The 14077-nt window shown below is 39.4% G+C and carries 8 protein-coding genes and 1 pseudogene; 3 read left to right on the top strand and 6 right to left on the bottom strand.

The genetic code is table 11. The annotated features are described in order from the left end of the window. Positions 1 to 306: 306 nt before the first annotated feature. The 3 genes from ACP6PK_RS01640 to ACP6PK_RS01630 all read right to left on the bottom strand — a co-directional run bounded on the left by ACP6PK_RS01640 (position 307) and on the right by ACP6PK_RS01630 (position 8114). Entirely contained in the window at positions 307 to 1356 is a 1050-nt protein-coding gene (locus ACP6PK_RS01640; RefSeq protein WP_426557195.1) for a Fe(3+) ABC transporter substrate-binding protein, read from the bottom strand. A gap of 759 nt (positions 1357 to 2115) precedes the next feature. Next, positions 2116 to 5169, bottom strand: coding sequence for an SdrD B-like domain-containing protein (locus ACP6PK_RS01635; protein WP_426557193.1), 3054 nt, complete (start codon positions 5167 to 5169; stop codon positions 2116 to 2118). Positions 5170 to 6917: 1748 nt separating this feature from the next. Then, positions 6918 to 8114 carry a phosphoglycerate kinase gene (locus ACP6PK_RS01630; RefSeq protein ID WP_094673857.1) on the bottom strand — a complete coding sequence of 399 codons (1197 nt, stop codon included), beginning with the start codon at positions 8112 to 8114 and terminating at the stop codon, positions 6918 to 6920. 139 nt (positions 8115 to 8253) lie between these two features. Between ACP6PK_RS01630 and ACP6PK_RS01625 the strand changes: the two genes are divergently transcribed. Next, a complete protein-coding gene (locus ACP6PK_RS01625) occupies positions 8254 to 8661 on the top strand; it encodes a universal stress protein (RefSeq protein ID WP_094673856.1) in 408 nt (135 codons plus the stop codon). A 526-nt stretch (positions 8662 to 9187) separates the two neighbouring features. Here ACP6PK_RS01625 and ACP6PK_RS01620 read toward each other — a convergent pair. The 3 genes and pseudogenes from ACP6PK_RS01620 to ACP6PK_RS01610 form a co-directional block, all read right to left on the bottom strand. Further along, positions 9188 to 9385: pseudogene (locus tag ACP6PK_RS01620) on the bottom strand (transposase); the annotation flags it as partial. A 10-nt stretch (positions 9386 to 9395) separates the two neighbouring features. Beyond that, positions 9396 to 11102, bottom strand: coding sequence for a bicarbonate transporter BicA (gene bicA / locus ACP6PK_RS01615; protein WP_426557190.1), 1707 nt, complete (start codon positions 11100 to 11102; stop codon positions 9396 to 9398). Between the two features lie 52 nt (positions 11103 to 11154). Continuing rightward, positions 11155 to 12384 (bottom strand): RNA-guided endonuclease InsQ/TnpB family protein, encoded by a 1230-nt coding sequence (locus ACP6PK_RS01610; RefSeq protein WP_426557188.1) that lies wholly within the window; start codon positions 12382 to 12384, stop codon positions 11155 to 11157. A 202-nt stretch (positions 12385 to 12586) separates the two neighbouring features. On the opposite strand from ACP6PK_RS01610, the gene ylqF reads away from it, so the two are divergent. Continuing rightward, on the top strand, positions 12587 to 13441 hold the full coding sequence (gene ylqF, locus ACP6PK_RS01605; RefSeq protein WP_426557186.1) for a ribosome biogenesis GTPase YlqF: 855 nt from the start codon (positions 12587 to 12589) through the stop codon (positions 13439 to 13441). A gap of 193 nt (positions 13442 to 13634) precedes the next feature. Beyond that, complete coding sequence (locus ACP6PK_RS01600; RefSeq protein WP_143438228.1) at positions 13635 to 14012, top strand: hypothetical protein; 378 nt, start codon at positions 13635 to 13637, stop codon at positions 14010 to 14012. Positions 14013 to 14077: the final 65 nt, after the last annotated feature.

The raw sequence follows: 14077 nt of genomic DNA, 5'->3' as shown, positions 1-14077 counted from the left end.
TTATTAGCGAGGCGTTGGCGGAGCAAGTGCGGCAGCTATATCGCTCTTGCTTACTAAAGATGATGTCTTTGCTTGGTTTAAACATTGTGGTTTTTGAGGGTGAAAAGCGCTGTAAAGAAAAATCCACAATATTTTCAGCTAGTCGGAAGTAGAAACTTTGGCTCTGGGTGGGGGTTTGGAGACCAAACCCCTACAGTCGATCTATTTCCAACCCACACGATCCATTAATTTAATTGCCTCTGGGTTCAACTTACCATAAATAGAAACATTAGGTGGAGGTTTGGAGACCAAACCCCTACAGTCGATCTATTTCCAACCCACACGATCCATTAATTTAATTGCCTCTGGGTTCAACTTACCATAAATAGCAACATTAGTAGAATCGCTCTTGAAATCACCAAAGGTTGCCAAAACGCTAGGAACAGGTACACCTGCAACTACAGGATACTCGTTATTACCATCAGAGAATATTTTTTGAGCTTCTGGACTTGTTAAATGTTCGAGAAACTTAATTGCACCCTCTTTATTGGGAGCGGTTTTAACTACCCCACCACCACTAATATTAACGTGGGCACCGCGACCATTTTGATTCGGGAAAAACATACCCACTTTTTCTGCAACCGCTTTATCTTCTGCTTTGGTAGATCTTTTCAAACGCGCCAAATAGTAGCTATTAGCAATACCAACATCACCAATACCAGCAGCAACAGCTTTTATTTGAGCGGTGTCATTTCCTTCTGGAGGTCTGGCAAAGTTGCTAACAAAACTTTTTGCCCAATTTTCTGTGGGTGACATTCCCAGAATTTCAATTAAAGATGCTACTAAAGATTGGTTGTAAATATTGCTGGAGGAACGGATTACAATTTTACCTTTCCATTTGTCTGTAGCTAAATCTTCATAAGTTGATAGCTCAGAGGGTTTAACTTTATCTTTGTTATACATGATTACCCGTGCCCGTCTGGAGAAACCAAACCATAAATTTTCTGGACTGCGGAGGTTAGTGGGAATTTTACTTTCGAGAATAGAAGAAGAAACTGGTTGCAAGATTCCTTGTTCTTGGGCACGCCACAAATTACCTGCATCAACTGTGATGAATACATCTGCGGGACTGTTAGCTCCTTCACTTCTAATCCGTTCCATTAACTCCTCTCCCTTACCTTCAATTAGGTTGACTTTGATACCAGTTTTTTTGGTAAAGCTGTCATAAAGAACTTGGTCAGTGTCGTAGTGGCGGGAGGAATATAGATTAATTGTACCACTTTGGGCTAATCCTCGGTTGCTTTTTCCGAGTTCGGCAAGTGCCACAGTTGCCATTGCTGTGCCTGTCCCCAGAAATACTCGTCTAGTGATTTTCATTTTTAATTTTCTCCTTATTTGTTTTTGATAAGCAGGTATAAGTAATTACCTCATACTGACTGGTTAATTTTAATGATATTGCAATTTATTCTTAATAAATTTACTCCTTTATTAGGATTAATTTATAGAAAATTTGCCTTTGAGTATTAAAACCTATAATAATTTGACCTGATTTTGTCTATAAAGTAGTGACTTTCACAATTGATAAATTGTTTCTAGACACTAATTGATTTAACTCAGAATTTTTATTGCATCACAATTAAATATATTTGTCAAGTAGTTATTAATTGTTTGCTTTGGAGGTTATATAGAATCTGTTTGAATAGTGGTCATTGCGACTGTAGGAATCAATCTCAGGGGTGCGCCGAGATTGCTTCCTTTCCACGGAGTGACCGTCGCAATGACTTGAGTATAGTAATTATCCGGATTTGATATTACAGTGCTTTTCAAGTTGATGAACCACATCTTCACAACCAAAACCTAGTAGGGACTAACCATGGTTAGTCCCTACTGTGGTCTACTGAAATGAAAACCGCTGTATAAGAAACCGCAGTTTATAGAAAATAGATGCCAGTATAGGTAGGGCATCTAATATAAACCCCCTTTCTATAGTTTATTTATACCGATACTACTAGATTTAATATTACTAACGGCAAAAAAAAGAGTTTCACAGAAATTACCTCTGTGAAACTCTTAAATTAATTCAACTATTTACTTGACTTTAACCCCTAGATTTGCTCTGGCCAATGTCTAGAAAGTTTATCCAAGAAAATGAACACCAGAGATGTCATTGTGGCTCAATTCGTTAAATAACTCCTCAAATGTACCTGATGTTTGAATACCCAGGTTATTAGGATTGAAAGCAAACACATCTTGGTCGTGACCCGATAGACCAGGTACATAAAAGTCACCCTTCGTGGATAGAAGTATTTGCTCTCCGTTGAGACCAATTGCATCAACATCTTCAGTGTCGTTACTAAGTCCTACATCACTTCCATCAAACTCGACAGACCATTCCCCACTGGTGTGGTTGCCTAAATTCTCAGGATCGAAACGCAGTATATCTTCATCTTTACGGTCAATTCCTGATACATGAACATTACCTGTGGTGGAAATTAGAAGATCCCCTGTAACAGGATCGACACTCAAACCATCAATATCTTCACCACTTGTAGTTAAGCCAACATCTGAACCATCGAAGTATAACTCAAAAGAACCGGAGGTGTTTTCTCCAAGTGATGTGGCAGTGAATTTAACAATGTCAGAATCATCTACATGGATGCCACCTATATCTTGAGGAGACTTGAATGAAAGTAGAATTTCATTGTCGTTGATTACCTCAAAGGCATCAATATTAAAATGCTCAAGACCAACATCTGAACCATCAAAGAACTTAGTGAAGCTCTGGTCATCTAGATTATATTCAACGATGTCTTCTGGGTCAAAATTAATTCCATCTAGGGTTTTGTGGTCTTTTAAACTGAACAGTAAAGAATTTTGACTTGGTTGAGGTTCTGGTTCTGGTTCGCCTTCAGGGTTTGTATAACCACTTTGGTCTTCATCACTTACAGAACCAGCGGTTACAGTTGCAATGTTGACATAATTGCCGATGCTTGTTTCACCCGCAGCAGAAAGACCTAGTTTTTCGAGCTTAAAGGAATCATTACTGCCATCAGTGTAAGCCGAGATGACTACGGTATCTCCTGTTAAGTTAGCACTGTTAAAGTCAGCCCAGCGACTAGAACTCGAATGAGTAAAGTTATTTTCTTTGACATAGCTAGACAACAGACTATCACTCAAAGAGGATATCTCAGCACCATTGCTGTCGCCGATCCAAATGGAAATATCACTATCATGTCCGACATATTCTAGGAAGGCTTTATCGACGGTAACATCTTGGTCAAATTCAAAGAGTAGATAATCAACTTGAGTCCCATTATCCACTCGGTGATGAGAACCGTCTTCACCACTGTTGGTAACGCCTAAACCTCCGTTATACACACCAACATAACCAGCATTCCAATGACCACTACTGTTACGACTGAAGCCACGGACATCAACTGAAACACCATCTTGAGTGAAGGAACGAGTATTACCATCGGGACCATCTGTACTGCTATAACCATTGAAAATAAAGGTAGTGTCAGTGGAGCCAGTAGTAACGGTTAAATCTTGGGCTGCTTCCGTAGCGGAAGTGTATAACCAAGTTTCACCTGCACTGAGAATGCCATCTGAGCCAACATCACTAGATGTAACTAGAGTGGGAGTAAAGTCATCACTGGTGTCATCTACAGTTCCGTTGTCGTCACTGATGACAACTTGCTCCTTTGTGAAGTCTACATTACTTGTATTTTCGACAGTGTAGGTAAAGGTGACATCTGCACCTGCTGCAATTTCGGGTAGGTTATTGAGGTCAGTAACATCAATATCATCACCATTGACAAACTTCTCAATGTCGATACCAGGAGTGAGTGGTGGGTTCTTATAATTTGCAGCATCCTCATCACTAACACCACCAGCAGTCACAGTAGCTATATTGGTGTATAGTCCAGGAGCATCAATCACCTCAACCTTGTCGAAATCTAAACCAGAGATAGCACCACTACCAGCTAATTCAACCTCCAACTTAACCACATCATTATCATTGATATTTAAAGTTTGGAAACTGTTATCACCATCTTGACCAAGTGCAGCAATATCGGTAGTTGTTACATTTCCATCTGCATCAGTTGTGATGATTTTGCCACCAGCTTCCTCAATATCTATAAAGCTGAGGGAGTTGATCTTGACAGGGTTATCAAAGTCAAAGGTAATAGTACCGCCATGAGCTTCGTCATCAGGATCAGAACTGTCACCGTCTTCAGAGATGATTAAGATATTACCCTGTGCTGTGGTGTTATTTGGACCAGAACCAGGAGTTTCCAGGTCATGATCTCCACCTGTAGGATTAGCACTATCAAAGATCATCGCTTGATTTGAACCACCAGTTGCAGAAATGGTGACACCTAAATCGTTGTACTCATTATCAATGACAGTACCAGCAGCGAAACCTTCAAAGTCAATTACATGATTCTTAGTTGTGGTTGTGCTAGTAGATAAGTTCTCAGCAGGTAGTGTTTTTGTGTAACTCCAAGTTTCATCACTATCAAGCAAGTTATTTTGGTTCTCATCACCAACATTGAAATCACCTGCTAACACTTGGTATGGATTGAAATCATCTGATGTATCACCAGGTGTACCATCATCATCAGTGACGGTAACTTCATTAGCTGCAAAGGAAACGTTACCAGTGTTAGTTACTTCATAAGTAAATACAGCATCATCACCAGGTAAGATTTCCTCCGCTTCAGCAGCAGTATCAGCATCTTCACCATTGACAAACTTCTCAATCTCGATACCAGGATTTTGAGGAGCGTCATAACCGAAGTCTTGGTTGAGGTTGTCTTGCCCTTGAGGTAGGTCGACCATGGACATATTGTCGTTGCCACCATCAGGGTCGGCTGTTTGGTCTAAACCTTTGAGTTTTTCAGCTTCATCAGTTACTACTACTTTGTAGTTACCACCATCTAGGTTGTCAAAGTGGTACTTACCATCACCATCTGTGGTGGCTGTGTCAATTAGAGCATCTGCGTTGTCTTTGTCCCGTAATTCGACTGTGACTCCTTCAATACCTAGTTCTCCATCATCTTGAGTCCCGTTGGCGTTGTCGTCTCGGTAAATGGTGTCGCCAATTTTGCCTGTGGGAGCTTTAAAAAATCCCGCATCAATTTTTGGGTCGTTTTCACCAGGTTCTAAGGTTACGACATCAGCCAAAAGCAGCAGCAGGTAGAGAAGCAGAAGCAACAATAGCGATAGTAGCAGCAGCAACGGATAATGTGTTTTTTAACATGATTTAGTAGAACTCCATAAGATTTGTTTGATGTCTTTATCTTATTCTGTTGTTTTGGAAGATCGCAAGAGGCAAAACAGATTTTCCTCACATCTTTACCGAATATTCATTCAATTCCTATTTTCTCTTCATCGAATCTTCATAAAAGTCTCTGGGAGACGTCTTAAGTATAATTATGTCGTGGATATCTCCGTATTAGATATCTCCAGAAAATAAAAAAGTCTCTCTAAAAATTTTTTGCTTGTCACCTTCTGGAGCTATTGCCTATTACTTAGGGCTTGCTGATTAAATATCAAAGCATTGACTTATAAAGGTTTGAGCAATTTTATTCTGGAAAAAGTACCAGCTTTTTGCTTGATAAAGCAGAAATTGTGAGCATTTTGGGTAGATTATGGCAGAAAAATCACTCTTACTATTCTTCTTCCTGTCTCCTCTATAATTCCCACTTCTCCTGACTCCTGTACGGGCGTTAACGATAGTTATGCGAAGCTAACGGCCGTTTCGCTGCGCGACATGAAACGCCCCTACGACTCCTGAGGACTACCCTTACCCATAAGACTTTTGAGCGCAAACCCTACTTACTCCTGCAAAAAATCTATATCTTTTTCACGCCTCATATCATGTCGGGTAGCATCGGTATTCTATAGAACCCCTGAAGGGATCTATTTAAAAACAGAGGAGAGAGATGGGGAGATGGGGAGATGGGCTGTATTAGATATCTCCCACTCATCCAATCCTCAAATCAATTCTCACTCATTTTTTATCAATTACTTCTCCACCAGGACCTATTTTCTGGAGATACTGTTAGGGCTTCTATAGAGAAGGTAAGGAAGAAGGCTTTAGTTATCTAGGACAGAAGGCTTTAGTTATCTAGGACAGAAGGAAGAAGAAAGAAGAAAGAAGAAAAGGAAAAAGCTTAAATAAGGTAAATATTTCCCCAACTTTTAAACAAACGATACCAGCGGACATGATATCACCTATGTCTAATTATAAAATCTGGACAATTACTATAGCCTAGTCATTGCGACTGGAACGGAGTAAAAGGTTTGCGGAGCATTCCGGAACGGATAGCAATCTCCTAAACCCCTAATATTAGTTGCTTTGGTCGCAATTACGACTTTTTAGCCGGATTATTATATAGCAATCAGAAGTCAGATATGAGAAAAAACTGTAGGAGTTTGGTCTCCAAACCCAAGCACGAATAGGATTTGGGAACCAAACCCCTACGGTCAAATCTTACAACCTATTTACGATTGCTATATAAGGAAACTAAAGAATCAGAAGAAAGGTTTACGATGCTGGCTGAAAATAAAAAATTAGGTGGCTGTAGGAAAAAAATTCACAATTATAGAAAGGACTTCTTTTTTGAGACAGCACAGCATTTGTGAAACCAAAGCGGAATGATTTTTGCGGAGGATTTGAATTTTAAAGCATTGGAGCAGTAGCTTTATTCTATTAAACCTTTTGTCTATAATTACTTAGTAAAATAACAACTATAAGCATCAACTATACAACTTTCTCCCAGAGCTTCTTGTTGATTATTATAGATAAGTGCTTCTCTATTTAATCGCGCAAAACAGAGAAGCACCGACTAATTAATAATTAATAATTAATAATTAATAATTCAGAGAAAATTGTCATTATCAATTATCCATTATCAATTATCCATTATTTACGCTTCATCTAAAGCAACAATACCAGGTAACTCTTTACCTTCCAATAATTCCAAACTAGCACCACCACCAGTAGAAATATGACTCATTTTTTCACCCAAATTTAACTGCTCCACCGCAGCAACAGAGTCACCACCACCAATAATAGTAATAGCATCCTGCTTATCAGCAAGAGTCCGGGCGATCGCTTCAGTACCCTTAGCAAACTTCTCCATTTCAAACACACCCATCGGACCGTTCCAAATTACAGTCTTGCAGTCTGCTAAAGCATCTTGGAAAACTTTTGCAGAGTCAGGACCGATATCCAAACCCATCCAACCATCTGGAATAGCTTCAACACTAACAGTTTGAGTATTCGCCTCAGCGTCAAACTTATCAGCTACAACCACATCAGTAGGTAACAACATCTGCACACCTTTCTCTTTTGCCTTAGCTTCCAGAGATTTTGCCAATTCTAACTTATCGTCTTCAACCAAAGACTTACCCACACTCAAACCACGAGCTTTGTAGAAAGTGAAAATCATACCGCCACCCAAGAGCAACTTATCGCACTTATCCAACAAAGCATCAATCACACCAATCTTACTAGAAACCTTAGAACCACCAATAATAGCAGCTAAAGGTTTTTGAGGATCATCAATTGCACCTTGGAGGAATTTCAATTCCTTCTCAATTAAATAACCACCCACAGAAGGACTCAAATATTTAGTCACACCCTCAGTCGAAGCATGAGCGCGGTGAGCAGTTCCAAAAGCATCATTCACATATACATCTGCCACAGAAGCAAGTTGCTTGGCAAACTCTGGGTCATTTCCCTCCTCTCCAGGGTAGAAACGAACATTCTCCAGCAAAACTACATCACCATCTTGCATCGCTGCCACAGTAGAAGTTACTGCCTCACCAACGCAGTCGTCACACTTTTTAACTTCCTTACCCAATACTTCAGAAAGTCTTTCTCCCACAAGAGTCAGACGCATATCATCATTTACTTTTCCCTTCGGACGTCCAAAGTGGCTAGTCAAGATAACTTTTGCACCTTTGCCAATTAAATCTTGAATTGTAGGAAGAGCCGCCCGAATCCGAGTATCATCTGTAATACTACCATTATCAACAGGCACGTTAAAATCAGCCCGCATAAGTACCTTTTTGCCAGATAAGTCAGATGCCGATAAATTTGCTACAGTTTTTTTTGTCACAGGATTAATCTCCTAGTATTTGTCTTAAATCTATATCCATCTATGGTCAGATTATTGGCCCATAAACAGATAGAATTAGGTTACAACAATTCGTTCACGGTAAACATTTTATCGGACTCCGTGCCCCAAATATATTTCTATGTTTAAAACAGTTCTATTTCCTGTAGACCGTAGCCGAGAAGCTCGCGAAGCTGCGGAGAAAGTGATTAACATTGTCAAAACATATCAGGCTCGCCTGGTATTAGTATCAGTAGTGGAAGTAGTTTCCGAAGGCCAAGAGCCATTTCATCCAGAAATGACTTCTTCAGAAACAGTTACTCAACTGTTACAGGAGGCCAAATCTATGTTTACCCAACAGGGTATTGAAGCTGAAGTTGTCCAAAGAGAAGGCCATCCTGCTTTTACTATCTGTGATGTGGCTGATGAGATTGAAGCTGATTTAATTGTGATTGGCTCCCGAGGAGGTTTGACTGAGGAAGGAGCTACTGATAGTGTCAGTAATCGGATTATTAATCTGTCTCCTTGTCCAATTTTGGTAGTTCCTTAGATTGGGTTCATTAATTGATAATGGATAATGGATAATTGATAATTGATAATTGCCTCTGGTTAAAACCATCAGATTGAAGATAAGGAAATATCCTAGCACTTTTTTTCCCTATCCAAGGGGAGGCTTCAAGGCGCGAATTATTTAATTATTAATTATTAATAACTAATAATTCGGTAAACACAGAAAGCGAAAACTTACTCATAACTATAGCTATAAAACTAGAATGAGTAAGTTTGTTCAGTTTTCTATCCATTGAGTCCCTATTAGCTACAATTAGGGTTTGCTGAAAAAGTCTTTTTTAATGAGTAGGGGAGTAGGGGAGTAATTTTTATGCTCAACTATGCGCCCAAAATGCGCTCCTTTTTTAGCATAAAGAGTTGAAAACTAGGTAATTTTTCCAGTTCTAAAAAGCTAAAACCTTTATCTGTAAATGCTTTGATATTTAATCAGTAAGCCCCAATTTAACTTCCCAGGCGGGAAGTCCCGTCCTCTCCGGCAGGGGAGCGTCCCATGGGAAAGCCGGGCGTTATCTACGAGGTTCGTCCTGATTGTCTATGTATTTTTTTAGCACTGAAACACTTACACCACCACAGCTAGCAATAAAGTATGATTCACTCCAAAAAACAGCTTTGAAATAAGCTTTGTTGATTTGTTCTGGAAACTCCGTTCTAAGTCTCCTACTGCTTACAGATTTTAGATTAGTAACAAATTTAGGCAACTCAAGCGGGAGTATGTCAAGAACTGGGAAAAGCAGATTTTGGGATATCTTCATAGCCAGAGCTTTCTTTTTGCTTGACTATTTGTAAACCTTCTTTAAGTGCAGTCAGGCGATCGCCCATCCAGTAATTCTCTGGAATTAAGCCAGCAATTCCCAGATTTTCTAACCTACGTTTTACCTTTCCAGTTGCTCCAACCATAATTATATTTCGTCCAGCATCAATCGCCTCTTGAATGGCATTTTCAATCGCCAAAGAAGAAGTTACCCCCAGAATTGGAACTTCACTCAAATCGACAATCAATACATCATAATTACTAATGGCACCATGTTCTCTGGAAATCGCTTTGGCTACTCCAAAAATCATTGGCCCGCTCAAATGAAACAGCAAAACTCGGCCATTTGCCAATTCCAAAATTTCCTTTTCTTCGTCAGTCATTACGATTTTATCGTCTGCATCAGTAATAGCTTTGACAGAATTAGATTGCATTTCTTCGAGACGTTCAATGGTTAAAATATTCGCGATAAAAACTCCCACCGCAACTGCCACCATTAAATCCACAAATACCGTGAGTAGTACCACACTATAAACAATTCCGGCAGCCTTCCAAGAAATTTTGTGAACCCGTTTGAGGAAACCCCAATCAATAATATCAATTCCCACCTTTAAGACAATTCCTGCTAATACAGCTAGAGGAATTCCGGAAGTTAAAGGTGCCGCCCATAACACAACAATCAATAGAGCTAAAGCACGACTAATCCCAGATAAAGCGGTACGTCCCCCGGCTTGGATACTAACTACAGTTGCCGTTGTGGCTCCAGATCCAGCAATTCCACCGCATAAACCTGTAATTAAATTCGCCACCCCTTGACTGATTAATTCCTTATTCGATTTATGTTCAGTTCTCGTCAAACTATCTGAAACCAAACAAGTTAATAGGCAATCAATAGAACCCACCATACCCAAAACCATGGCATTCACAAACATTAACCGTAAATTTTCAGCGGTAAATGTAGGCATTTGCAGTTGTGGCAAACCGGGGGTAATTTCTCCAATTGTAGCGATCGTCCGAATTTCAATGTTTCCAAAGAAAATAAAAGAAATCGCCGTACCAATTACCAAAGCTATTAGTTGAGGAGGAACTAACTTTTTTAGTTTGGAGGGACAAAAGAACAAAATTCCTAGAGTAATTAATCCTAACAACGTTTCCCCTGGACTAATATTGGCAATCAAATTAGGGAAAGCCTTAATCACGCCAATTACTCCACCAGAGGGAGTTTCTTGACCGATAAACGGTGCAATTTGCAAAAAAATCAGAATCACGCCAATTCCTGTCATAAAACCAGAAATGACGTTGTAAGGAAGCATTGTAATATACTTCCCCAATCGCAGGACTCCAAATAGGATTTGAAAGATACCCGCCATCATCACGACAGTAAAGGCCATTGCCAGACCACTTTCGGGATTTACGGCCATTAATTCGGCAATCACAGCAGTGACAATTACAGTCATTGGTCCGGTGGGTTCAGAAATTAGACTGGGAGTGCCACCAAATAAAGCGGCAAAAAATCCGACTAAGATTGCTCCCCATAACCCTGCAGCAGCACCAGCTCCAGAAGCAATTCCGAAAGCTAGCGCCATTGGTAAGGCCACCACTGCAGCAGTCAAGCCACCAAAAATATCTCCTTTTAGGTTTCGGAAATGAATCGTATTGGTAATTTGCATTAAAAATTTCCCTAGAATCACAATAAGATGCTACATGTGACATACTCCCACACTATAGCGCCAGCTTAGTGTAGGCTTCTCGTTTCGCTGCCCTGCCATTGCATCGGGCTCCACGAGCTTTAAGGACGAAATGCCCTGTCGCCCTATTTTTTATATTTATCGCCGCATTTAGGTCGCGGTCTATTACTATGCCGCAATGTGGACAAGAATGAGTTCGTATGTTTAATTCTTTGGGGACTGTTTCCCCACACTTTGAGCAATCTTGGCTAGTATTTTTGGGGTTCACTGCTATAGTTTTCTGTCCAGCATTTCCGGCTTTGATAGTCAAAATAGACAGGAATTGGCCCCATCCAGCGTCATTAATTGATTTACTCAAACGGGTCTTTGCTAACCCTTTAATATTTAAGTTTTCATGGGCAATAACTTCAGCTTTTAATAACAATTCATTGGCTGTTTTAAAATGAAAATCTTTACGTTTATCGGCAACCTTTTTATATTGTTTGGCAACAGCTTTCACAGCTTTTAACCATCTTTTACTACCTTTCTTTTTACGGGATAAACGTTTCTGTAGAGTCTTTAATCGCTGCTGAGATTTTCGATAGTATTGAGGGATGGGGACAGATTCTCCTTCACTTGTTACTAAGAATTCCTTCAACCCCATATCAATTCCCAGAGTATTTTTTAATTTAGGTTCAACTTCACTTGTCAAAGCTGGAACTGATTTTTCTTCTAGGGATAAAATCACATAATAACCATCAGCTTTACGACTAATAGTTACAGTTTTAATTTGAAAACCATCAGGTAACGGCCGATGTTGAATAAACTTGATATTGCCTATTTTGGGCAAGTTTATCTTGTTTTCTTGAATGCAGTCTTGCTTGATCTGAGGATAAGTAAAACTGCGATAACGTCCTTTTCCCTTAAACCTTGGTTTCCCTGATTTCTGTCCATTTTTGTCTGCTTTCCACCATCTATCAAAGGCAAGTTTTACCCGTTTTATGCAATCTTGCAAAACCTGGGAATGAATCAGCTTGTACTCAGGAAACTTGTCTTTGGTATTGACCAAATCTTTTTTCTGAGAATAATAATCTGGATTATCCCTGAGTCTTGGAATTGGCATCACCAAGGGGCAGGCGTTAACTGAACAACGGTTTTCTTCCCACCATGAGAATCTTTCACCTAACCGATAGTTGTACTGCCGACGCAATAATTCCAACCACATTTCTATTGTGGCTATTTGGTCTTTTTTTGGCCTTAATTTATATTGGTAGGCAGTCCGCATGGTGGAAAATTTACAGGGTTATTGCAAAATAATAATACAAGTTTTTCAACCAGAGCGAAAGCTTCTGCTGGGAAGTTTGCAAATTGAATAGACATTGAACCCATTCAATTTGCTGCCGATTCATCTGGTCGCCAAATCTGCATATTATGGTGTTGGGCTTCTCGGCGATTCAGCTAAATTTATTTGACAACTGATAACTGAAATGACTATTCAATGGTATCCGGGCCATATTGCGAAGGCCGAACGAAATCTGAAAGAACAACTGAAACGAGTTGATGTGGTTCTGGAGGTTCGAGATGCTCGTATCCCACTAACTACTAACCATCCACAGGTATCTGAGTGGGTGGGTACTAAAGCACGAGTTTTGGTATTAAATCGGATGGATATGATTCCTGTGGAAGTTATGAAAGAATGGCAGGAATGGTTTGAAAGTAAAGGGGAAGTCCCTTATTTTACTAATGCTCGGTTGGGTGATAGAGTGAAAAATGTGGCCAAGGCAGCGCGGGATGCTGGCCGTGCTGTTAATCAAAGACGGCGTGATCGCGGGATGTTACCTCGCCCTGTCCGTGCTGTGGTAATTGGTTTTCCTAATGTTGGTAAGTCTGCTCTTATTAATAGACTGTTGAAGAGGAAGGTTGTTGAAAGTGCGAGGCGTGCTGGTGTGACTAAACAATTAAGATGGGTACGCATTTCTGATGAGATTGAATTGTTAGATGCTCCTGGTGTAATTCCTAGTAGAATTAAAAATCCAGAGGATGCGGTTAAGTTGGCTATTTGTGAGGATATTGGGGATGCTGCTTATGATAATCAAATTATAGCTGCTAGTTTGATTGATTTTTTGATGTCTCTGGAAGTAGATAGTAATGGTTTTATTTCTGCTTCTTGTTTGGATTCTCGTTATGGCTTAAAAGTGGATAATTATACAGGTGAAGGTTATTTACATGAGCTGGCAGATCGGATTCATCAAGGAGATGTTGAGCGTACTTCTAGGCGAATTTTGGATGATTTTCGCAAGGGTTTATTAGGGCAAATACCTTTGGAGTTACCACCCTATTAAATGAGAAAAAAAGATTTTCTATTAATCAGGAAGTATTTATAGCAATTCCTAAAAAGCGTGAGGTACAAAATTCTAGGTATTAGGGAACAGGGAACAAGGAAGAAAAAAGACAAGTTTATCTAACCAACTTGAGAAACTCTATATCAAGTTTATTTAATAAATAAGCGATCGCTAGAAAATTGTGTATAAGATTTTGGTAGTTGGAAAACTCCATTACCAAAAAAAGAATTATTTCCAGACAAAACCTGCGAAAAATAAAGCGTCATTAATTAATAACTATTATTTATTTATTTATGGAGTTTCTCTTCTTCCTTCTTCCTTTCTATTTGGAAATATTGGTCCAGTGGGAGCCAAAAATCTCTCTCTTGATTTTCAGGAACTTGTTGATAAATATCAATTAGAAATTCAAGGATTAATCCATATTGGCGCTCATTATGGGCAGGAATACGAAATTTATCAAAAATTAAATATAGTTAACTTAGTTTTTTTTGAGCCTCTTTCTGAAAATTTTGAAATTCTTAAAAGCCACGTTGGAGAAAATGTTAGGTTATTTCAGATCAGAAGGCTTTAGGGAATGAAAATAAAACAGTTAAAATGTATGTATAAAGTGCGAATAATGCAAGGTCATCTTCTGTT

The sequence above is a fragment of the Dapis hubbardiae BLCC-M172 genome, assembly GCF_050016015.1.
Classification (GTDB): Bacteria; Cyanobacteriota; Cyanobacteriia; order Cyanobacteriales; family Microcoleaceae; genus Trichodesmium.
Note: the sequence above shows the minus strand (reverse complement) of the source record. Positions and strands in the feature narration are given on the sequence as shown.